Source organism: Nibricoccus aquaticus, from assembly GCF_002310495.1.
GTDB lineage: Bacteria > Verrucomicrobiota > Verrucomicrobiia > Opitutales > Opitutaceae > Nibricoccus > Nibricoccus aquaticus.
Genome location: NZ_CP023344.1, coordinates 1,176,616 through 1,199,872 on the forward strand (window position 1 = coordinate 1,176,616; position 23,257 = coordinate 1,199,872).

At 60.9% G+C, this 23,257-nt stretch carries 11 protein-coding genes; 3 read left to right on the forward strand and 8 right to left on the reverse strand.

Annotated elements, in window-relative coordinates:
• Window position 1 precedes the first annotated feature (1 nt).
• A complete protein-coding gene (locus tag CMV30_RS05000; RefSeq protein ID WP_096054993.1) occupies window positions 2–2,320 on the forward strand; it encodes a glycoside hydrolase family 95 protein in 2,319 nt (772 codons plus the stop codon).
• 15 nt (window positions 2,321–2,335) lie between these two features.
• Complete coding sequence (locus CMV30_RS05005) at window positions 2,336–3,013, forward strand: DUF3826 domain-containing protein (protein WP_096054994.1); 678 nt, start codon at window positions 2,336–2,338, stop codon at window positions 3,011–3,013.
• 88 nt (window positions 3,014–3,101) lie between these two features.
• Here the strand turns inward: CMV30_RS05005 and CMV30_RS05010 are convergent, their stop codons facing one another.
• The 8 genes from CMV30_RS05010 to CMV30_RS05050 form a co-directional block, all read right to left on the reverse strand.
• The gene (locus CMV30_RS05010; RefSeq protein WP_096054995.1) at window positions 3,102–5,819 is read right to left on the reverse strand and encodes a family 78 glycoside hydrolase catalytic domain; all 2,718 of its coding nucleotides are present in this window, start codon (window positions 5,817–5,819) and stop codon (window positions 3,102–3,104) included.
• A gap of 2 nt (window positions 5,820–5,821) precedes the next feature.
• Entirely contained in the window at window positions 5,822–9,853 is a 4,032-nt protein-coding gene (locus CMV30_RS05015) for an exo-alpha-sialidase (protein ID WP_096054996.1), read from the reverse strand.
• A gap of 4 nt (window positions 9,854–9,857) precedes the next feature.
• Entirely contained in the window at window positions 9,858–11,375 is a 1,518-nt protein-coding gene (locus tag CMV30_RS05020; RefSeq protein ID WP_217494462.1) for a sodium:solute symporter family protein, read from the reverse strand.
• Between the two features lie 134 nt (window positions 11,376–11,509).
• Complete coding sequence (locus CMV30_RS05025) at window positions 11,510–12,436, reverse strand: dihydrodipicolinate synthase family protein (RefSeq protein ID WP_096054998.1); 927 nt, start codon at window positions 12,434–12,436, stop codon at window positions 11,510–11,512.
• Window positions 12,437–12,541: 105 nt separating this feature from the next.
• The gene (locus CMV30_RS05030; RefSeq protein WP_096054999.1) at window positions 12,542–14,920 is read right to left on the reverse strand and encodes a glycosyl hydrolase family 28 protein; all 2,379 of its coding nucleotides are present in this window, start codon (window positions 14,918–14,920) and stop codon (window positions 12,542–12,544) included.
• Window positions 14,921–15,027: 107 nt separating this feature from the next.
• A complete protein-coding gene (locus CMV30_RS05035) occupies window positions 15,028–16,665 on the reverse strand; it encodes a DUF5060 domain-containing protein (protein ID WP_096055000.1) in 1,638 nt (545 codons plus the stop codon).
• A 54-nt stretch (window positions 16,666–16,719) separates the two neighbouring features.
• Window positions 16,720–19,767 carry a DUF6298 domain-containing protein gene (locus CMV30_RS19305; protein WP_138223138.1) on the reverse strand — a complete coding sequence of 1,016 codons (3,048 nt, stop codon included), beginning with the start codon at window positions 19,765–19,767 and terminating at the stop codon, window positions 16,720–16,722.
• Between the two features lie 19 nt (window positions 19,768–19,786).
• A complete protein-coding gene (locus tag CMV30_RS05050) occupies window positions 19,787–21,277 on the reverse strand; it encodes an MGH1-like glycoside hydrolase domain-containing protein (RefSeq protein ID WP_217494463.1) in 1,491 nt (496 codons plus the stop codon).
• A 669-nt stretch (window positions 21,278–21,946) separates the two neighbouring features.
• Between CMV30_RS05050 and CMV30_RS05055 the strand changes: the two genes are divergently transcribed.
• Entirely contained in the window at window positions 21,947–23,035 is a 1,089-nt protein-coding gene (locus CMV30_RS05055) for a LacI family DNA-binding transcriptional regulator (RefSeq protein ID WP_096055003.1), read from the forward strand.
• The last annotated feature ends 222 nt before the right edge of the window (window positions 23,036–23,257 follow it).

Consider the following 23,257-nt stretch of genomic DNA (forward strand, 5'->3'; position numbering starts at 1 on the left):
CATGCCTTTCTCATTTCGCTCACTCGCCGGAGTCTTCGTCTTCGCTCTCGCCGCAGCGTCATCGCTCGCCACCAGCTCCACCCCGCCGCCCGTCCTCTGGTACGAGCAACCCGCCGCCAAATGGACCGAAGCCCTCCCCGTCGGCAATGGCCGCATGGGCGCGATGATCTTCGGCAGCCCCGCCGAGGAACGCATCCAGTACAACGAAGACACCCTCTGGACCGGCAAACCCCACGACTACGCCCGCCCCGGCGCCGTCCAGCATCTCCCCGCCATCCGCAAAGCCATCGCCGACGGCGACAGCAAACGCGCCAACGACCTCGTCCGCGCCCACTTCATCGGCGACCCCGTCCGCCAGAAAGCGTATCAACCTTTCGGCGATTTGCGCCTCAGCTTCCCAGGCCACCAGCTGGCGACCAGCTACCGCCGCGAACTCGACCTCGACGCCGCCGTCGCCCGCACCACCTACCGCTTCGAGGAGACCACCTACACGCGCGAGGTCTTCGCCAGCTACCCAGCCCAGGCCATCGTCATCCGCCTCACCGCCGACAAACCCGGCGCCCTCAACGTCATCCTCCGCAGCGAGAGCCCGCACAAAAGCGCCGCCAACCGTCTCGTCGGCACCGACACCCTCGCCCTCTCCGGCCAGATCGCCGCCGACGGCCTCCGCTTCGAATCCCGCGTCCGCCTCATAGCCACCGGCGGCACCACGGAGCCTTCGGAGAACAAGATCGTCGTCAAAAACGCCGACAGCGTCCTCCTTGTCCTCGTCGCCGCCACCAGCTTCAAAAACTACGAAGACATCTCCGCCAACCCCGCCGAACGCTGCGCCGCTTATCTCGCCCGCCTGGAAAACGAGTCCTTCGCCTCGCTCCTCGGCGCCCATCAGGCCGATCACCGCAACCTCTTCAACCGCGTTTCCCTCAACCTCGGCTCGACCGATGCCGCCGCGCTCCCCACCGACCAGCGCCAGAAACGCCTCAAGGAAAACGGCCTCATCAGCGACCCCGCCCTTGCGTCACTGCACTTCCAATACGGCCGCTACCTCCTCATCGCCAGCAGCCGCCCCGGCTCCCAGCCAGCCAATCTACAAGGCGTCTGGAACGAGGAGATGAACCCGCCGTGGGAAGGAAAATTCACCACCAACATCAACTTCGAGATGAATTACTGGCCCGCCGAGATCACTAATCTCAGCGAGTGCCACCAGCCCATGTTCGATCTCATCGACGATGTCGTCGTCAGTGGCCGCCGCACCGCCCGCACCAACTACGGCGTCGGCGGCTGGGTGCTCCATCACAACACCGACCTCTGGCGGGCCACCGCCCCGGTAAACAACATCGACGGTATGTGGTCCACTGGCGGCGCCTGGCTTTGCCACCACCTCTGGGAACACTACCTCTTCACCGGCGACCGCGAGTTCCTCGCGAAACGCGCTTACCCGGTCATGCGCGAGTCTGCGCAATTCTTCGCCGAGTTCCTCGTCAAAGATCCCAAGACCGGCTGGCTGGTCACCAGCCCTTCGCATTCCCCCGAACAAGGCCCGCTCACCATCGGCCCCACGATGGATCAACAACTCATCCGCGCTCTCTTCCGCTCCGTCATCGAGTCCGCCGCCATCCTTAAAACGGATACCGAATTCGCCGGCAAAATCGCCGACCTCTACGCCCAGCTCGCTCCCAATCAGATCGGCAAACACGGCCAGCTCCAGGAGTGGCTCGACGACGTGGACGTCCCCGACAACAACCACCGCCACATGTCCCCGCTCTGGGCGCTCTACCCCGGCACCGACATCACGCCCGCCACGCCCGCCGTTTACGACGCCGCGAAAAAACTCCTCGCCTGGCGCGGCCAAGGCTCTACCGGCTGGAGTTTCGCCTGGCGCATTCCGCTCTGGGCCCGCGTCGGCGACGGCGACTATGCCTTCAGCCAGCTCGCCGGCCTCCTCCAGAAGCGCACGCTCCCCAATCTCTTCGATCTCTGCGGCCCGTTCCAAATCGATGGCAACTTCGGCGCCACCGCCGGCGTAGCCGAGATGCTGCTACAAAGCCACGCCTTCTCGCCCAGCGATAAAGCTCTCCGCATTCTCGATCTCCTCCCGGCTCTTCCGAAAGCCTGGCCCACCGGCAGCATCACCGGCCTCCGCGCCCGCGGCGGTTTCGAAATCGATCTCGAATGGCAGGACGGCGCCCTCACCCGCGTCATCGTCCGCTCCACGCTCGGCCAGCCCTGCCGCCTCCGCTTCGGCCGCTTCACCGAAGACATCGCGACCCTTGCCGGCCAGACCTACATCCTCGACGGCCAGCTCAAACGCCTCCGCTAATATTTAACCACCGCCATGAACTCCCTCCGCCTCCTCTCCCTGAGCATCCTCGGCTCCGCTCTCTTGCTCGGCTCCGCTCGCGCCGCCGATCCTGCTCCCGCCGCCCCAGCCGATAAAGAAGCCGCCTACACCAAAGTCCTCGACGAACGCTCCTCCAAGATCGTCGCCGCCCTCGAACTCGGCGACTCCACCAAAGCCGCCCGCGTCCAGGCCCGCATCATCGCCCAATATCGCTCCCTCAACGCCTGGCAGGAAACCCACGAAGAAAAACTCAAGGAGCTCCGCAAAACGAAAGACGCCGAGCCCGCGAAATCCGAAATCGCCGCCATCTACGCCGCCCGCAAAACCGCCCGCGACACCTTCCTCGCCGACCTCGCGAAAGACCTCACCCCGGCTCAAGTGGACACCGTCAAAGACAAGCTCACCTATAACAAACTACAGGTCACCTACAACGGCTACCTCCAGCAACTCCCCTCACTCAAAGAAGAGCAGAAGAAAAAAATCTACGACTGGCTCCTCGAAGCCCGCGAAGAAGGCATCGACGGCGTCAGCTCCCACGAAAAAGACGAAATTTTCGGCAAGTACAAAGGCCGCATCAACAACTACCTCTCCAACGAAGGCTACGACTTAAAGCAAAGCAGCATCGACTGGAAAGCCCGCCGCGACGCCGAAGCCGCCTCCGGCAAAAAGTAAGCCTCCGCATCGCAGTTCACTCTCTCAAAACGCAAAAGGCGCGGTCTTCACAGACCGCGCCTTTTCATTTCACGCCGAGCTCAAACGCTCAGCGAACTTCGAACACATAGCTGCCCGAGGCTACTTCGAGGGCCGTGAGCGCTCTGCCTTTCTGCGCGAGCCTCACATTGGGGTCTCCAAGGGTCAGCGGACGCCCGCTTTCTCGAACATCCCCGGCACCCGTCTGCGGCAGATAAACGATCGCCGTCGTATTTGTCGGCACCGTTACCTTGAGCGTCAGCGGTGCTCCCACCGACGCGCGCTCCCACCGCACCGCGATTTTTCCGTGGATCGATTCGTAGCTCGCATCCACCCACGTCGTCTCCGCGACCAGCTGCGGCGCGATGATGAACCGCTTGAATCCCGGCGCACTCGGATCAGGCCGGATGCCAGCGAGGTCGTGATAAAACCATTCGATGACCTGCCCGAGCATGAAGTGATTATGCGACGCCCCGCGGCTTGCATTCCACGACTCCGGCAGCGCCGTCGCGCCTTGCTTGATCTGATAACCATACCCGGGCTTTTCATCCTGATTGATCAGCTTCGCCACGACATCCGAGCGCCCCGCGTCCGCGAGAGAGCGCAGCAGATAACGAAATCCGATGTCGCCCGCCGTCGCATAACCGCGCTCCTCGACGTCCTTCACCAGAGACGCCAGCACACTCTCCCGGGCCGTTGATTCCGCGATGTTCAGCCCGAGTGCCAGCGCGTTCGAAGCCTGCGAGTTCGTGGCGTACGTGCCGGTCTCCGGCTTGAAAAACTCTTTCTGATAACGCGCATGGATCGCCTTCGCCTTCTCCGCATACATCGCCGCATCGTCCTTCTTCCCGAGCAACCGGGCGATCTGCGAGAGCATCTCGGCATCATGGAATAGAAACGCCGTCGCCGTGATGGGCGCGGGCGTGAGGCCTGCCCGGCCCTTTTTATTGATATCGAGATCGTACCAGTCGCCGAGCCCGTCCGACAAAATCCCGTCCTGCGTCCGACTCTCCAGATAAGCGAAGTACGTCTTCATCCGTCCGTAGTGCGAGCGCAGCAGCTCCACATCGCCGGTGAACTGGTATTGCTGCCAGGGCACGAGAATAAATGCCGCGCCCCACTCCGCCGCTCCGCGAAACGCGCCTTTGAACTTGGTGTACTCGGGCGCGATATTCGGAATCAGCCCCTCCTCCGTCTGCGCCTCAGCCATGTCCCACATCGCCTTCGTGAAGATACGCGCCGTGTCGAATTCGTAGCGGATCGACGGCCCGTTGAGATGAAACTGCTCGATCCAGCCCAGCTTCTCGCGATGCGGGCAGTCCGTCAGCACCGACACCATGTTCGAACGCTGCGCCCAGCGCACCAGATCCCGGATACGGTTGAACAGCCCGTTCGACGTCTCGAAATGCCCGGTAGGCTCCGCCACGGCGTGAACGATCGCCATCTCCACGCTTTCCAACTTCGGCAATGCACCGCCTTCCGTCGCAGGAATAAACTCCGTGGAGAGATAGCGTGAGCCCACGTAGTAAAACTTCGGGAACCACGTCTCCTCGCCGTCCGTCGCCTTCGTGTACTGCCACCAAGCCGAACCGCGATGTGCGCCGCCCATGGTTCCTCGATCGATCGTGCCATCCTCGTTGATGACTTCGCCAGGGGTCATCTTCACCGTCGAGCCCGCAGGCCCGCTCACGAGGATGCGCGGCATGAACGACGTGTTCTGTCCAAAATCGTAGAGTGTCAGCCCGGGCTTCAGCTCACGCACCGACACCGGCTTGCGCGTCTCGATCACACGCAATGGCTCGGAGTCCCGACTATGCGCCTTGAGCACAAACGCCGGACGATTCACAGGGACCGCATTCGGCCACGCCGAATCATTGAAACCTGCGTTGCGCCAGCCACTCGGCTCTTTGCGCGCATCATGATCTTCTCCGGAAAAAATGCCGTTGAACGTCACCGGGCCGGGATCCGTGCGCCACTTCTCATCGGTGCCAACGACTTCGACCGAGCCATCCGCATATTCCAGCTGGAGATGCAGCATCGCGCGCAACGGCCCAAACGAACCGGTGAACTTGGCGAAACGATTGCGACGCACGACATGATACATGCCGTTGCCGAGCTCCATCGTGGCCGCGTTCGTACCCTCTGTGAGCAAAGCCGTCACGTCTTCCGTACGATAAAGAATGGTCTCATCAAAATTGGTCCAGCCAGGCGCGAGCAGATCATCGCCCGCCTTCTTCCCGTTGAAACCGAGTTCGTAGATTCCAACGCCCGAGACAAACGCGAGCGCGCGTTTCAGGCCGGACTTCACGGCAAATTCGCGGCGCATGATCACCGCTTCGCTGCTCGTCTGCGGCGTGATCCAGATGCCTTTCCAGTCCGTCTGCTCCAGGAGCGCCATCGTCCATGTCGCGGAAGTGCTCCACGCGGACGGCTTTCCCGCGCGATCCCACGAGCGCGTTTTCCAAAACACTTTCTGCGCCGACACCAGCTTGGCCCCGGCATAACGAATAAACGTCGTCTCGCTGCTTTCAACGCGTCCGCTGTCCCAAAGATCGCCGCGATCCCCCGCAAGCTCGCCGGCTGAAGACGCGACGAGAATTTGATAAGCGGTCTGACGTTGCCCACGTTCGCCGCTTTCCACCCGCCACTGCAACCGTGGCTGCGCCAAATCGATGCCGAGCGGATCGACGCTGTACTCGGTTTTCAGATCGGCAACCCGGTAATCCGCCGCCTGAGCGGCAGACATGAACGTCAGCGTGACAAGCAGGAGGCGGAAAAGCGTTCGCATGGTCAGAGTTTCTTCGGATCGAGGACGACGTGTTTGATGCGCTTGCGGTCCCACGTGTACGTCACGTGGATGCGACCGTCAGCGCCTTGGATGACCGCAGGATATGCGTAGCCCGCGCTGACCGGCTCGGTTTCGAGCGTAGCGGCCCGGCGCCACTTCACGCCGTCGTCCGAGACCGCGACATCGAGCGGATAACGCACGCCCTTGGTAGGACGCTCGGGTGGCGGCGAGGTATGATTGTAGATCACGAACTGGCGGCCATCCGCGAGCGTGACCGCGTCGGTGCCGGAGTTCGGATTGGGCAGTTCGCTCGCTTCAAATGGCGTCCAGGTTTTGCCCTGATCGCTCGACCAGCTGCTCGCGAGCACGCCGCTCTTGGAACGGCAGATCGTCTGCAAGCGTCCATCTTTGTGGAAGAGGATGCTCGGTTGAATCGCGTCGAAGTTCTTTTCGCCCTTCGGCACCTGACTGAGAATTTTCCAAGTCTTGCCCTGATCGGTCGAGTGCTCGAAATGCACGCGCCAGCCGTCTTTGTTACCCTCAGTGCTCGTTGGCGAGAGCCACGAACCGTCGGCGAGCTCAACCGGCTTGTTTTTGATCGGCCCGAGAATGCCGTCGGGCAGGCGCACCGGCTTGCTCCAGGTTTTGCCGCCATCTTTAGACGTGATCACTTCGCCCCACCATTTGGCGGGTGACGGACCGACTTTGTAGAAGAGGACGAGCGGGCCTTTCTTCGGTTGGAACAAAACCGGATTCCACGTGGGCTCGCGTTTGCCGTCAGCTTGAACGCCGTTAGCGACTGCCTGCGCAGGCAGCCACTTGCCGTTTTCCTGGCGGGCAAACCAGATCTCCACATCCGGATGACGCTCGCGCGTGCCGCCAAACCAAGCCGCGCCAAGCACGCCGGGAGAAATCTCCGCGATGGTCGATGCATGGCAGGACGGGTAAGAAGGATTGTCGTTGATGATGCCGCCGCCAATCACGGCGGGCGTTTTGGGAAGATCGCCTGCACGTTCGAGAATTTTGCCCGCATTGACATCGATCACGGGAGCGATCTGGAGGCCGCCCTTGAATTCGCCCGTGCCGTCTTCCTTGAGATCGAGCCGCCACTCAGGACGCTCCGCCGGGCCACCTTTCACCCAGGCACCGGCGATGTGCGTGAGAACGCGCAGCGTGACGTCGCCTTCTTTTGCAGCATCGAGACGGAACCCCTGAATGCCTTTGACCTGAAGCGCGCGGCCTTCGGAACCCGCAAGGCGCAACCACTCGACGCCTGACTTCGTGCCACGGGATTCACCGCTGAAAAGCGGCGACATCCACTGGCCGAAAAGCGCGCTCGCATGGCGGTTCGGCATCGTCGCGCCGGGACCGTAACCGAGCCAGGTGATCGTCTGCGGCTCATCAGGAGTCTTCAGCGCGAGGCCAATTTCCAAGAGCCAAGGGAGATCAACTTTGGGCTTCACGACGTAGTCGACCCAGAGCGAGCCATCGGTGCCGATACGGTAGGTGTAATTAACCGCGACGCTGTTCTTGTTGTCGGCCTTGTAATCGACGGTGGTCGTGATGAGCACGCCCTTGTCGTCGGTTTTAAACTCAAACGCCGACGCGACTGCCGGCATGTTTTGCAGGAAGGTTTTCCACTCATAGGTCACTTTGCGGCGATCGATGACGTTGGCCTCGCTGTAAGTCGGATTGCGCCAGACGACGAGCGTCGCGCCATCGATCATCTTTTCGCCTGCGAGTTCGAGCGAAGTGAGCTGGCCGCTCTTCGAGTTGAAGCTGTAGACGGATTGTCCGGCGGTGACAACGAGCGCGTCGTCTTTCTTCTCGGCCTTCACCTCGACCTTCGTAGCTGGAGCAACTGCCGTGGCAGCGACTTCATCGAGACGCACGCTGCGCTGTGCGATCTGCAGGCCCTGCGCATCGGTGAAGAACAGATGGAGATAAGAAACGCCCGGAGCGACATCGCGCGGGATCGCCGTTGTCGGAATTCCGATCCGCGTTTCCGCATGCGGAATTGTGGCAGGCAGTTTGATTTCGCCGGAGGCCACGACGTTCGCGTCGCGGTAGAGATTCCACTTCACCGAGACCGTGGAGAGGTCGGTGAAATCGTACGCGTTGCGCAGGGGAACGATCACCTCGGACTGGCCCGCGACAAACGGCAATCGGTCAACCATCACGCGGACCGGTGCGTAGGAGGCTTTCGTCTCCCAATAATCGATCTGCGGTTTGCGGTCAGCGTCGACGATTCCGTCCGTGCCGTGATTGCCATGCGAGTCGTAGATCTCGTCCTTGCTCGCGGACTTTTCCTTCACGAGCTCGGCGCCTTCGCGCGTGTACTTCTTCTTGTCGAGCATCGGATCGAACACTTCGCGTCCATTGATCTTACGCCGCAGGCCTTGATCGGCCCACATCCAGATCATGCCGCCCGCGCCAGCCGGATGGCGGGCAATCGCGTCCCAGCGTTCCTGCTGTTCACCGAAATCATCACCGCCGAGCGCGTGCGAGTATTCCGTGGTGATGAACGGGCGATCGGCCCACGCACCGAGACGATCGTATTCTTCCGCTTTCCAATAGTGCGGCGCGATCAAATCGACTTCCGGCGGCAAGCCGACTTCGGAGCGGAACGGCAGCAAGGTCGGACGCGTGGAATCGAGGCCTTTGACGGCGCGAAGCGCATCGACGTGCAGCGCGCTCATCGGATCTTCGTTACCCACACTCCAGACGACGATCGACGGACGGTTACGGTCGCGGTTGATCGTCTCGTACACGCGGAGGAAAACGCCTTCGGCAAACGACGGATCGCCCATGCGATCGCCGCCGAAACCGAACGGGACTTCTTCGACGACATACATGCCCAGCTCATCGCAAAGTTTGATGAAGCCTTCAGCGGGCGGGTAATGCGCAGTGCGGACGGCGTTAATGTTCGCCGCCTTCATGAGCTGGATGTCTTCGAGCCAGTGCTCGCGGCGCGTAGCGCGGCCGACATCGGGATGCTGATCGTGACGCGCAACGCCGCGGAGTTTCACGGCGCGACCGTTGATGCGGAAAACTCCGCCAGCCGTGGAGACTTCGCGGAAACCGATCTTGTCGGACCAGCTGTGCACGAGTTTGCCCTCGTGATGCAGCTCAACGCGCAAATTGTAGAGATTGGGTGTTTCGGCGGTCCACGGCGCGGGCTGGCGCACGATTAAGTTGATCGGGATGTCGCGGCCGTTGTGAGCCGCAGTAATCGTGGCCGTATAAGTCGCTTGCTGCACTTCCTTGCCATCGAGCGTGGTCAGGATCGCACGGACATCGAAGGGCGCGGACGTGGAGAAAAAATCCATCTTCTCGTTGCGCATGATGTGCGCACGCACGCGGAGTTCGGCGTCACGAAACTGCTCGTCGAAGTCGGTGACGACGCTGACGCGTTCGATGAACCACTCCTTCGGCGTGAACTCCAGGCGCACACTCCGATAGATGCCGGGCAGGCCCCAGTCGTCGTTGGAATCGAGTTTGAATGACTGCGTCTGCTGGCGCACGCGGACGGCGATCTTGTTTTTCTCGCCGGGCTTGAGCGCCTTGCTCACGTCGAACGCAAAACCGGTGAAGCCGCTGTCGTGACGACCGAGGCGCTGGCCGTTGACCCAGACTTCCGCAGATTGCCAGACACCGTCGAAGTAGAGCATCGCACGGCGATCCTTCGCGCCCGCAGGCACGTCGAAGCTGTGGAGATAAAATCCTTCGGACTTCGTGCCGTTCACATAATGCGGCTCCTCGAAGCCATGCGTCGTCCAATTGGCCGGAACGGGGATCGACTTGAACGCGGAGGCGTCAAAACCGTCAGCGTAGAATTTGCCGAGTGCGTCGGCTGCATCCTCATCGGGCTTCAGCAGGAACTGCCAGTCGCCATCGAGCGAGATCGGCGCGGGCACTTCGGCGGGCGCGGCGGGTTTTGCGGACTCTGCTTTCGCGTCGGCGGCATGAACGATGGAGGGTGCCACAAGACCCGCGAGGGCCAGCGCACAGAGGAGGGTTTTAGCTGCGTTCATAAAATCAGTGGGAAGTTTTTGACGCTTCTGCCGCCGTCGGGCGGCCGGGAAGAAAGGTCGTGACGAGCAAACCGGTGAGCAGGATCGCTACGGTGCCGAAGACGATGGTGAGGAACGTGTGGAAGTGGCTGCGCATCCCCTCGGGGAAGAGCCAGCCCTTGGAGGAGAGCGTCATCCAGAGAATCAATACGACGCCCGCCGCGACACCGGTGAGGGCGGCGCGGTTGGTCGCGCGACGCGAAAGGAAGCCGAGCAGGAAAAGCCCGAGCGTGCCGCCGCCAAAGATGCCCGCGAGCATCCACCACGCGTCGAGCGCGCTGGGGGCGCCCGTCATGATGATGGCGACACCGGTGCCAAGCGCGCCCCAGATAAACGTGGCGGAATAAAGCACGCGCATGGATTTCTGGTTGTCGGCTTTGCGGTTGATGAAGCGCAGGTAGTAATCGTTGAGCAGGATCGTCGCCGAGGAGTTGAGACAGCTGGAGATGGTGCTCATGGCGGCGGCGAAGATCGCGGCGATCAACAGTCCGGTCAGGCCGGGCGGCAGCACGCTAACGATGAAGTGAGGGAAAACGTAGTCGGATTTATTCGCGGCGCGATAGACCTCGGGCAGATCGGCGGGATTGGCCGTGTAGTAGGCGAACATCGCGGTGCCGATGAAGAAGAAGACGGCGGAAAGCGGCACGTAGAGCAGGCCACCGAGCCAGACGCTCTTGCGCGCCTCGGCATCGGACTTCGAGGCGAGGTAACGCTGCACGTAATTCTGATCGATGCCGAAGTTCTGCAGGTTGATCACCAGACCGTAAACCAGCACCACCCAGAACGTGGACTCGGTCAGGCTCGCGCCGAAACTGCCGAGAGAAAATTTATTGTGCTCCGAGGCGATGGCGAAGAGCTGGCCGGGGCCCTCGGGAAGTTTGAAAATCATCAACGTCGCGCACGCGAGCGCACCGGCGATCAAGACCACGGTCTGCACGGCGTCGGTCCAGATGACGGCGACGATGCCGCCGACGAGCGAGTAGATCGTCACCGAGATGCCGGTGATGAGGATGATCGTTTTGATGTCCCACCCGAGCAGCACGTTCATCGGCAGCGCCATGAGGTACATCACCGCGCCCATGCGGGCTAGCTGGGTGAGCAGGTAGCAGACGCCGGTGTACGTGCGCGCCCACGTGCCGAAGCGCGCCTCCAGATGCTGAAACGCCGAGACGTGACCGGCGTTCCGGTAGAACGGCAGAAACCACTTCACGGCGATCCAGGTCGCGAGCGGGATCGAGAGACTGAATACGAAGGGATTCCAGTTGGCGGCGAACGCCTTTCCGGGCAGCGCGAGGAAACTGATGCTGCTGACGTACGTGCCGAGGATCGAGAGACCGGTGAGCCAGCCCGGCAGGCTGCGCTCGGCGGCGGTGTAGTTCTCGACGGAGCGGCTGCGCTTCCAGAAAAAGAAACCGACCGCCATCGTCGCCACGAAGTAGCCGACGAGGATGACCATATCCAAGGTGGTGAAATGAGGCGACATGGCGGGCGGGGCAGAGGTGAAGTTCTAGCGGGTTAAGGTGGAGCGCGCACTCCGAGCGCGCTGTTCGATGCGGGATGGCGGATGATTTTTTTGCGGACGACGGTCTTGAACGCGCTCGGAGTGCGCGTTGCGCCTCAGCGCTTGAATTCCCCGAGCGGGAGTTTCCACTCGCGGAATTTGGCGCGGAGTTCTTTCACGATCTTCGCGTAGGCTTTTTCGGATTCGCGGGAGATCACGGTCTTGAGCACGCCCGGTTCGAAGCCGCGCGCCTCGACACCGGCGGGGACATTGATGGGAAATGTGAGCTGGTCGATGATCGGGCCCACTTCCTTCATGCGTTTAACAGCGGTCTCAAGGTCGCCGCCAGTCTGGCCTTTCTTCACGATGTTGAAGATCTCGACCATGTACTCGGGCACCATGTTGACGAGGCCGCCGATGCAGCCGGCCGCTCCCATCGAGAAGACTTCGGAGAGGCGCGTGTCGGCGCCGGAGAAGACGGCGAATTTTTTCTCCTTACCGAGCGCGATGAGTTCTTTGTGGTACTCGAATTCGCGACCGCTCTGCTTGATGCCGCCCATGCGCTGACGGTCGGCGAATTTGGCAATCGTCTCGATGGCGATGCGGTTGCCGGTGAGCTCGGGGAAATTGTAGAGCATGACCGGGAGTTGCGCGGCCTCGGCGGCGGTTTCGAAAAACGCGAGTTGGTCGGCCGGGAGCACCGGGAAGAAACTCGGCGGCATCACGCCGACACCGGCGAGCTTCAGCTTGCGCGCGAAGCGGCCGAGTTCGGTCGTTTTGCGGATGTCCACGTCGCTGATGTTCGCGAGGACGGTCATTTCCGGTCCGGCGAGTTCGGCGATGATTTCGAGAATCTCTTTGCGCTCCTCGACGTTGAAACGGACGAAGTCGCCCGTGCTGCCCAGCGCGAGAACGCCAGCTACGCCTTTCGAGCGCAGCCAGGCGAGATGCGTCGCGAGGGCGCGCTTGAGGACGCGACGCTTGGCGTCGGTCGGAATGGCGAGAGCGGCAAAGACGCCTTCTTGCGGGAACTTGGTTTTCATCGGAGGAGGGAAAATGACGGCAGAGCGCGGAGGTGAACTTGGTTGGCGCCGTTGTTCGTCACTTATCTAAGATGCGCGAACCAAGTTCCTGCCCTAAGACTAATTTCACTTGGCCGTGAAGCCACGGCTGATGATCGAGTCAGCCGGGACGTTTTCGATCTTCACGGTCGGGCTGCGGTCGGGCGATTCGAGCGAGCTGAGCGTGTCGAGGAATAGGCGCTTCGCATTGGTGAACGTGAAGGCCGGGCCGGTCTTCGCATCGACGCGGATGTCGCGGAGTTCGAGGCCGTTCACGCGATCGGCGACGAAGCCGATTTCGCCGGTGCCAGTGATGTCGGTCATACGCACGTTCTCGATGTCCTGCTCGGGCAGACCGGCGATGCCGACGACCTGCTTCGCGTTCACGACGGTGATGTTGCTGATGGAGATATTGCGCAGGAGCGGCGTGCGCTCGGATTTTTCTTCTTCGGGGACTTTCGCGTAATTGGCGGTGATGTGGATCGCCTCGCGCGGTGCGTCCTCGATCACCCAGTTGTCGAAGCGCACGTTCTGAATGATGGCGCCGCGGCCGCGCATCGTCTTGATGCGGATGCCGCGATCGGTGCCTTTGGTGACGTTGTTGCTCGCGACGATGTTGTTGATGCCGCCGGAGGTTTCGCTGCCGATAACGACGGCGCCGTGACCCGCATAGAAGACGCAGTTGGTGATCGTGACAAACTCGGTCGGTCGGGCGACGCGGCGGCCGTCGTCGTCTTTGCCGGACTTGATGACGATGCAGTCGTCGCCGGTGTGGAAGAAGCAGTCGGAGATGCGGACGTTACGGCAGGAATCGACGTCGAAGCCGTCGCCGTTTGGACCGCCGTGTTCGGAAACGAAACGGACACCGGTGACATTGATGTCTTCCGAGTAGATCGCGTGCATGAGCCACATCGGCGACATGGTGAGTGTGACGCCTTCGACACGGACGTTTTTGCACTCGAAGAAAACGACGAGTGAAGGGCGGGTGAACTCGGCGGAAAGCTTATACTCTTCCTTCGCGAGTTTTCCTTCCTTGTGAACGCGCGGGTAGATTTTTTCGCGCCACTCGGTCTTAGCGATCATCGCCTGATCGCGCTTCGGGCCGGGCGAGCCCTCGGTCGTGCGCCACCACCAATTTTTGCCGACGCCATTGATGATGCCGCGGCCGGTGATCGCGATGTTCTGTTTGCCGTTCGCGTAGATGAGCGGGCCGTGCGTGAAAGTGCTGGTGCCTTCCCAGCGAGATTCGACAAGCGCGGAGTCAGCGGGATCGCCGCTGTAGAGAAGCTCCGCACCGGCTTCGAGGTGGATGGTCAGGTTGTCCACCATGTGGATGGAACCGGTGAGATATTTTCCGGCCGGGAAATAAACCGTGCCGCCGCCAGCGCGCTCGACGGCTTTGATGGCGCGGTTGATCGCACCGGTTTCTTTGGCGATGCCGTCACCGGCGGCGCCGTAATCGAGGACGTTGTAGGTGCCGGCCTTCGCGACATTGGCGGAAGGTGCGTTGCGACGAAGATTTTCAACCACATCGCGGGAAACGGCGATGACGGTGCCGTGGCGAGCGTCGACGGGCAGCGAGACTTTCTCGGAAACGTCAGTCCAAGTCTGGAGGTCTCGGGAGACGGCCGCGCCGTATTTGCCTTCCTGATGCTTGTCGAAATAGACGCGCCACTCGTCGCCGACTTTGACGGCGCTTGGACCTTCAGCCCAGTACGCGGAGCCGCTGATGGGAGCCGAGGGTTCGGAGAACGGACCGTTGATGCTCTTAGCGCGGATCAGGCGGATGTTTTTCTCCGTCTTCGGCGTGAGCTGCTCGTTCTTCACGAACATGAGCCACTCGGAGCCGTTGGGCGCGAGCGTGGCGTCGATGACGTTGAAGCCGCCGTCGTAGTAGAGCTTCGCCGGCGAGAAGGTTTCAAAATCCTTTGTGGTGACGGCGTAGATGCGGTGATTGCGCTCGGGACGGCGGTTGGTGTTTTCCGTCTCACGGAATTTGCCGAGTATCGTCGTGGACCAGAAGATGACGTACTCTTGCTTCACCGGATCGAAGGTGATCTCGGGTGCCCACACATTTTGCGCCTGCGCTTCGTGCGCCATGACCGGGACTTCTTTTTGCGCAGACCACGTGATCAAGTCTTTCGATGAAGCGTAGCCGAGCGTCTTGCCGCCCCACGAAGTCGTCCATACGAGGTGAAACGTGCCGTCAGGTCCGCGGAAGAGACACGGATCGCGCATGATTTTTTGCTCGCCGACCGTCGGACGCAGATAGCTGCGATCGCCGCCGAGCATCTCGAACTGGTAGCCATCATCGCTCGACGCGAGATGGAGACCGTCTTCGCCGTTTACATAGAAGTATGCGAAAAGATAGGCATCTTTTTGCGGAGCAGCAGGAGTTGCAGCGCGCGCGGTGAACGCAGCGGCGCAGGCGAGAAGCGAGAGAAGACTGAGGCGAAGGTGTTTCATGGAGCGGTGATGAAGCGCGCGTTTCGCACGCGCGGAAAAGTGAACCAGGTTTTAGTCAGGAATGAGAAAGGGGAACGCGCAGACGACGCGTTCCCCTCAGAATTTTCTCAGGGCTCCATCGGTGGCTTGGCCGTGGAGAGCGGCGGTGTGCCGCCAGCGTAGGTGATGCGAAGCGCCATGTACGGCTTGCCGGGAAGTTTGACCTCACGACCGTCGCGGTCGGTGAAGCTGTAGCGGTCTTTTTTCTTCAGCGTGAAAACGCCTTCGACCGGCGTGATGGTGTGCTCGGCGGTGTCGATGACCTCGATCTTGAACTGCATGCCGTCTTGAAGGCCGTTGCGGTAGAGTTCAATTGCCCATGAGGTCGGCTTCTCAACGCCGAAGTACATGAGATAATAGTGACCGGATTTTCCAGCGATGCGCGGATCCTGCCACTGGTCATGCGGCTCAAGTCCCTCAGCCGGAGCTTCGTCGAGGATCTTCTTGAGGAAGGCCAGACCAGGCGCGCTATTGCCCTTCAGTTCGCCGCCTTGAGCGAGCCAGACGACCTGGCGCTCGTCTTCGAAAAACTCACTGTGGCCGCCGTAGGTGCCGGCGACGGTGCAGTTCCAGAAACGGTGAACCATTTCCTGGCCGGAGAGCTGGGCCCAGCGGAGTCCGTGCGTGCCTTCGTATTTGAGTTCATCGTACACGATCGGCTTGCGGTAGACGTCGCGGTAAAGCTCGGCGCGACCGGCTTCCTCGGTGGCCATGCCGTTTTGCATGCTCACATGGGTGACCCAGGGCTGGTTGTGGTTGTAGATGAGTTTACCGTTGTGGATCGAGCGGAGGTGATTGTGCGGATCGGCCTTTTGGATGACTTGGAAATAACGGTCCCAGTCGGACTCGGTCTTGGTGCGGAGGAAGTCGTACTCGTTGCCGACGGACCACCAGATGTTGCGGTAGGCGGCTAGGCGGGCGACGACGTAGCGGAGATAGAAATCGTCGGTCTTGGCATCCATCGTCTCGAAACCCCACTCCTCGTCGTCATCGTACGGATGGAAGAGGATGAGGTCGCACTCGATGCCGAGCGCCGCGAGATCGGCGACGCGTTTTTCGAGATGCTGGAAAAACTCGGGATTGAAGCGGGTGAAATCCCAATCGCGCGGAGCTTTGCCCTGAAACGGGAAGCGTTCGACCGGCATGAACTTCACGCCGTGCGCCTGCGGGAAAACCGCCATGCGGACCTTGTTGAAGGGTGCGCTCGCGAGAGTCTTGAGCGTGAGTTCTTCCATCTCCTTTGGGCGATGTGTCCACGAGTACATCGTGGTGCCGAGCGGCTTGAACGGCGTGCCGTCAGCGTAGGCGAAGTGGTAGGTGTTGCGCACGCGGACCGGGCCATGGTTTTTGCCGGTGGCAGGCGTGACGGTGAAGATGCCGCTCTTATCGGCGAGGGGCCAGCGGTTGCTCTTCGTTTCGTAGCTCCACGCGCCCGGTTTGTCGGGCATGAAGCGGACGCGATAAACACCGTTTCCATCGTAGAAGCCGGTTGCCTCGATCATGCGCACACCGTCGGTGAAATTCGCGGTGAGGCGCACATCCGTAAACGGGTTGCCCTCACTCGGACCTTTGAGGGCGACTTCAAAGACGCCCCATTGCTCAACGGTGGTCTGCGCGGCGCGCAGAGCGGCAAGCGGGGTGGCAATCCAGGCGAATACCGCGGCGAACAAGCCGAGGCGGAGACGGAGGAGGCGTGAGGTTTTCATGGAAAGAGGTGTGGAGTTCGGATGCGGGGATTCGGGAGTGATGCGCGCAACGGGTCAGGGTAGCTTCAGCCAGATTACGGAAGCCTTACCGGCGGGCATTGAAAAGGAGTTGGCGGCCGGCAGCGCATGAACCGCGCCGGTGGTAAGATCGACGGCGACGGGCGTAAGCGTGGCGGAAGCGGGAGATTTTTTGGCAAGACGGAGATCGCCGCCTTTCGGGAGATAGATGATGCGTTCGCCTCTTTCGCCGGCGAGCACGACAGCATCGGAGGGCAGGTCTAGACTAGCATCGGACGACGTAGATGGCTGGCAGCGGGCAATCGCCGCGAGAAACGCCGGATCGGTCTTCGGCGGAAGTTTCGCGAACGAACCGCCGGCGAACACGAACGCCCAGCCATCGGCCTGGTCAAGTTCGGCGATGACGGCTTTGGCGGGAAATTTCGTGCGGTATTCACGCACCATGGACGCGATGGAAGCGGCTGTGGGACGGCCGGCTTTCGATTTCCGCAAGTGCTGGCGCGGCGCGAGACTTTCGCCGCCTTTGGGGGCGTAATCGTCGCCGCTCTCGGTGCGCCACCAGTATTTGAAGTCGATGACGGAAATCAGCTTTGCCCTCTCAGGATCAGCCAGGATCGCATCTTGCACGTCTTTGGTGGCGCTAAGCGCGAGCAACGGGTGCTTGCCGGTTTCGCGCATCCACTCTCCGGCGACATCGAGCCAGAACTGCATGAAGTGCAGCGGGCCGGTGTATTCCTCGCTGAGCGTGTGGATCACATTCGGCTCATCGGCGAGGTTGGCGAGACACTGACGAATGTAAGCACGATGCAACGGACCGCGGACCGGGTGCTTCAAGTCGTAGAACTCGTCCGCCATCTTGACTGTATCGCCGTTGAACGGAGGAGGCTCGGTGAAGCCGGTGTTGTTGATGTTGTTCACCGGACGCCAGGGGCAATCAACCCAGTGCGCGCCCGACTCGATGATGTTGTGCTGAAAATACATCTCGTTGATCAGCACGAGACCCTTGGCGCGACCGAGTGCGGCGAAGGTTTTCAGGCGGTCGAAATACCACGGATTATAGCGAGTAAGATCGTAGCGGCTGAGACGATCCCACGCCTCACCTTTTCCGCTGCGGAGAAACGGCTGCTCGAAAAACGGCGGCCACGTATCGGCGTCGGGGCGCTTGTTCATCTGGTGATCGTCGCGGCGGCGGTCGTACCAGAGTCCATAATGATGGCGCATCGCGACCTGTCCGGTCGCGCGCATCTTGTCGGTGAGCTCTTCGAGATCATCGGTGAGTCCAGTACCCGAGCGACCTGGCGAGAAACGCGTGAGGCTTGCACCGATCTCTGCCGCGCGCGTTGGTTCGAGCCGTCCACGCCACCACGCGACATCGGTCTGCCGACCGACGAGCAGCTCGTTGTCGGCGATTAGCCAGCCGTTGGCCGAAAGAGTGAGCGCCGGACTGGATATGGATGCTCTTTGGCGTTCAGCACGCGCCGCGAGCCGAGTTGGGAAATCTGGAATAAATTTCTCTAAAGAAGGCGCTGACAACGATGCGAATGCGGCGAAGTCCGTGCGCTCGAGCGCAGCCAAAGCGCCCTTCCCTTTTCGCGCGGAAAGCTGCGCGCGATACAAACTCTCAGGCTCGGCGAATTCGCTGGTTTTACTCCAGCTGCCATTGCCCTCATAAAGCCCCCACACACCCACAGCCCAGTTGTTCGCACCGGGAGGTATGCGCACCACGAAACGGCCGGCACTCGCCTCCCAGATCACGGAATTCACAGCCGCCCAGCCGACGCCTTGATTGAACGATTCCAGATTATCGAGCCGCAGCTCGCCGCCATCGATGTGGACATTATCGAACAAAATACCCGACGCCCATGAGCCGATGCCGCCGCTGAAGCCCGTCGAGCGTTCGGCGTGACATTCCACAAACACGTTCGGACCGCCCGCGAAATAACCGACGGTAAAATCGTTGCGCCCGTCTTCCGCTCGGCAGCGGAGAAACAGCGTCTGCTGGCCGCTGGTGTGAAATGTGTGTTTCCGGTATCCGGCGTTCTCAGACACCGGCGCGAACGATGCGCAGTCCTGCACCGTCACGCGGCTGGCGGTTTCCGTGACGTTCACCACCGACCCGGCAAAATGTGCGAAAACCACGTCGCGCACCCACGCATCGCGAACGGCTTCGAACCGCACGCCTTCCCACGCGTGCTGCTCGTCGAGCGGATTGGCCGCATCGAACGCGGATTCGCAGCGGAGGTTTTCGACACCGGCGTTTTCGATGCGGCCCGGCCATACGAGCGCGGCGACCGTCGCCCCGCCAAAACGTTTTTCCAGTGAGGTCGTCAGCGGCGCGTCGAGCGTAACCTCGGTTCCGTCGATAGCGGTGATCGTTCGCTCCCATGCGACACTTTGTTTTCCCGCCCGCCACTGAAACGGCGTGCGCGCCGGAGATGCCTGCATGTCCACTAGATCGATCCATTCCTTCGGACTCGGACGTTCTAGAAGAATGCGTGAGCCGACTTTGAGCGCGCCCACGTCGTTGAGGTGAAGACGATTCGCACCAACCGGCACATACTCATCGCTCACGAGCGAAACGCTCCCCTCCGTCACCCGCTGGCCATTGCCTGAAATACTGATCAACGCGCGACGATCGGTGCCCGTCGCGACCAGCACCGTGCCGCCTTTCCCTGTCCCTACCCCGCGAAGTACCACGCCACTCGCGATGATGCGGATCTGCCCTGCAATCTCGTAACGGCCAGCAGACAACTGGACTGCGCCGCGAAAACCATTCGTATCCGGCTCAAGGGCAGAAACCGCATCGAGCGCGATTTGAATGCGCTCACCATCATCGCCATCCACCGGCGCGACGACAACCCGGGCAGGCGCGAGCGGCAGCGCCACGCCGCCCCCGCCATAACCCGCATGGGAAAAATCCGGTACCCGGTCGCCCCGCTGATCCACTTCGTAAACGAGCGTGCCGTCTTTAGCCGATTTGACCGGCGGCGCCACTTGCACCGCCCAAGCCATGCTCGCGCACAAAGCGCTCAGACACAGACCGGCAACAAGGCGCGCCGCTTTCTTCGAAGACAGAGTGATCACGTTTGTGAGGCGGTGAGGGTTATTTCGCCAGTGCGGGGAGTTTCGCCGTGAGCGGAGCCAGTGTTTCACCACGGCCAATTTCCTGGCCATCGATCAGGATGATCAGGCCTTTGCCTCGGTTATATTTTTTCCCATCTTTGTCCCAGATAATCGTGAGATCGCGGTCGTGATAACGGACATTATCGAGACAGAACCAGCTCCATGAATTATCCGGAAGCAGTGAATGCACCTCGACGAGATCATCCGCACGCGGTCGCAGTCCGACCATGCCTGTGATGAGCAGATCAGCGTAAGTGGAGTGGTTGTAGTAGCGGCTGCGTTCGTCGCGCCCCTTGAGCCACTCACCGGTAAGCTCATCCTGATATTCACCGAGGTACGGCAGTCCATCGTAGCGATGCGCGCGCGTGTAATCGACGAACGCGTCGAAGTAATTCCGCTTCGTGACCACTGCCGGCTCGGGCTGCGGATAATCGCGCAGCACGTTCGCGAGTGCCACGAGTGTCTGCGACGTGGCGTACGGCCAGATCGCGCCATCCCACTCGCACGTGCCCACACCGTGGGAACGAAAACGTGGATGGCGGCGCTCCGCAGTCGTGATGCCAAACGGCGCGTTAAAACCCTCCGTATCCGAAAACTGGGCCCACGCGGCTTCATAGCCGGCGTTTTTCTCCGGCAGGCCGAAATACCAAGGAATAAAACCGATCGCCTCTCGCACATCCGCGAGCGGACCGTCTTCGAGACGGACTTTGAAAAATTTCGCATCCGCGTCCCACATGGATTCGAGCGTCAGTTTGCGCAACGTCACGGCCTTTGCGTCGAACGTCGCAGCGATCTCTTCTTTTCCGGCGAGACGCGCGATGGCGGCGAGCGCACGGGCGTTGCCGAACATGTAGCTATTGATCGTGGGACGGATATTTTTCTTCGTCCGCGAGCCGCTGATGGACTCCTCCATCGCATCCCTGACGTCAAATTGCCAATACAGCCCGTCCGGACGCTGCTTGCTCTTCTCCCAGATGTCGTAATCCGAAACCAGATCGTCCAGCAATCCCGTGAGCACGCCCGTATCGCGCGTCACCATCCAGCGCTGATAGAGCGCGTCTTGAAGCCAGCTGGAGTAGAATCGCAACCGGGTCTGCGGCTTGCCCTGCTCATCCTTGCGGAGCCAATACTGGACATAGCTATCGACCGGCACCTGGTCGTGCAGCCAGCGCAATTCCATGAGATGATGGCCGAGCCCGCTGCTCACCGGATTTGCGCGCGTGAGAAACTCCGTGAAAACAAAATGACCCGTTTCGCTTTTGCGCAGATGCTTCCGAAGCGCCCACCAGCGATACCAATAAATCTGCTCCACCTCGGACTGCGAGCACTCGAAATACGGCACCTGAGCCTGCAACCAGTCCCATGAAGCAGAGTTGGGCACGAGATTGATGACATTCTCGTTCTCCATCGAGTTGAAGTACTCAATGTGGTGCGCGAAAGCGGCGGGCTTGAGCACAGCCGGGCCGGCCACAACAAGAGACGAATGTGCCGATACCGCGATCAGTCCGGCAAAAAATCCAAGTATTCGGAAACGACAGAACATCAGGTCGAGGGATGAGTGGTTATATTTCGATTTTCGAGCCTGCTTCCGAAGAACCATGTAGAAGCCAGTTGGCACGAGGCAAACGCGCTGAAGAAAACGCGGAGCCACGAAGCGAGACGCACGCTGACTGCGATGGCTGCGCGCCAAAGAAAAATAATCGGAGAAAAGGGCCGGTGCTGCACACACCGGCCCTCACACCCAAAACGGACCGGCTTGCGCCGCCCCGTTCGATTGCATCATTCGCGAACGTCCGCACTACCCCAGCGCAGGCCGTCCGTGTTTGAGATGCAAAATTGTTGGGAAACCCGCCCACCACATTGTCCGCTCGAAAACCGGTCGGCTTGCGGAAATTTCCACATCGCCACCGCATCAGCATACGAAAGACCTGCAAGGCGCAGATGATCACACATGTTGAAGAGATTGGAGGTTTGAGGTTGAGGCAGGATTCAAAGCTGCCAGCCCTATCTGGTGAAACGGCCGACAATTATTTCATATGAAATAACACATTGACGAATGTATTTCATGAACTAACCTGTCAACGTTTTTGTTCCCGCCCCACCCTTTTCCCCGCGCCTGCCCGCCTTCGGCCACACACCCATGAGCAAAAAAACTAAAGTCACGATCACCGACGTCGCTAAATCAGCAGGCGTCGCCGTCGGCACCGTGTCCCGCGTTTTCAACAACCACTCCGACGTCAACCCCGACATCGCCAGCAAGGTCCGCGACACCGCCCACCAGCTCGGCTACCGGCGCATCCGGCAGCGGCGCGGCACCCGCGAAACACCCGTCCGCCGCAACGGCTCGGCCGGCGACATCGGCATCGTCTTCTTCGGTATGCAGGACACTCTCGTGCAGCTGCCTGTAGTCAGCACCTCCCTACAGGGCATTGAAAGCTCCCTCTCCGCCCACGGTCGCAGCCTGCTCATCGCCAACATCCCCAACGGCGACCGCACCCCCCCTTTCATCAGCGAGGGCCGCGTCGAAGGCCTCATCCTGAAAGGCCCCAACCAAGGCGAACTCCCCTCCGAAACCGACAGCGAACTCCTCCGCCACATCTACCGCATCCCCCACGTCTGGGTCATGGGCCGCCTCCCCAACGCCAAAGGCGATCACTGCAATTTCGACACCGACAGCGCTGGCCGCCTCGTTGCCGAACACCTCCACGCCAAGGGACACAAACGCGTGGCCTTCATGAATCCCAAACCCGGCCAGGTGCAGTTTGAAAAAGTCAAAAGCGCCTTCCTCTCTCACGCCTCCCGGCTAGGCCTCGACGGCACACTCTTCGAAGTCCCCCCACCCGGAAAACTCACCTGGCCCCTCCCCGCCACCACGCTTCAAGACAACGTCGACATCCTCACTCAGCGCTGGGCCCAGATGTCGGCCAAATCCCGCCCCACCGCCATTTTCATCCCATCGGATCGCACCGCGCTCCAGCTCTACGCATCGCTTGAGCGCCTGAAAATGCGCGTCGGCACCGACGTCAGCGTCGTCTCCTGCAACAACGAGAAATCCCTCGTGATGAACCTCAGCCCCATGCTGACCACGATCGATGTTCACGCCGACCTCATCGGCCGCCGCGCCGTCGATCAACTGCTCTGGCGCATGCAGCATCCCGGCGAAGAGGTGAGCATGCAGATCCTCATAGAACCCACTCTCGTCCAGCGCGGCTCAGTCGCCCAGCTTTAGCTATAAGGGCAGCCAGGGGGATTTCCCGCGAGCGATCACGCCCGTCCACCACTGGCGCGCCATCTCCCGAAGCATCCGCATTGTTGCAACCTCCGCGAGTGACTCATCGCGTCTGCTCACCAGCGCTAGATCCAGCGCTCCACCATCCTGTAAGCACGCACCCCAAATCACTCCGCACACGGATCCATGAAATTACTCATTTGACACCACTATTTCATGAAA

Bases quoted from the DNA above. Each gene is read 5' to 3' on its own strand.
- CMV30_RS05030 (WP_096054999.1), bottom strand. From the start codon at position 14,920: ATGAAACACCTTCGCCTCAGTCTTCTCTCGCTTCTCGCCTGCGCCGCT.
- CMV30_RS05000 (WP_096054993.1), top strand. From the start codon at position 2: ATGCCTTTCTCATTTCGCTCACTCGCCGGAGTCTTCGTCTTCGCTCTC.
- CMV30_RS05035 (WP_096055000.1), bottom strand. From the start codon at position 16,665: ATGAAAACCTCACGCCTCCTCCGTCTCCGCCTCGGCTTGTTCGCCGCG.
- CMV30_RS05025 (WP_096054998.1), bottom strand. From the start codon at position 12,436: ATGAAAACCAAGTTCCCGCAAGAAGGCGTCTTTGCCGCTCTCGCCATT.
- CMV30_RS05010 (WP_096054995.1), bottom strand. From the start codon at position 5,819: ATGCGAACGCTTTTCCGCCTCCTGCTTGTCACGCTGACGTTCATGTCT.
- CMV30_RS05005 (WP_096054994.1), top strand. From the start codon at position 2,336: ATGAACTCCCTCCGCCTCCTCTCCCTGAGCATCCTCGGCTCCGCTCTC.
- CMV30_RS05020 (WP_217494462.1), bottom strand. From the start codon at position 11,375: ATGTCGCCTCATTTCACCACCTTGGATATGGTCATCCTCGTCGGCTAC.
- CMV30_RS05015 (WP_096054996.1), bottom strand. From the start codon at position 9,853: ATGAACGCAGCTAAAACCCTCCTCTGTGCGCTGGCCCTCGCGGGTCTT.
- CMV30_RS05055 (WP_096055003.1), top strand. From the start codon at position 21,947: ATGAGCAAAAAAACTAAAGTCACGATCACCGACGTCGCTAAATCAGCA.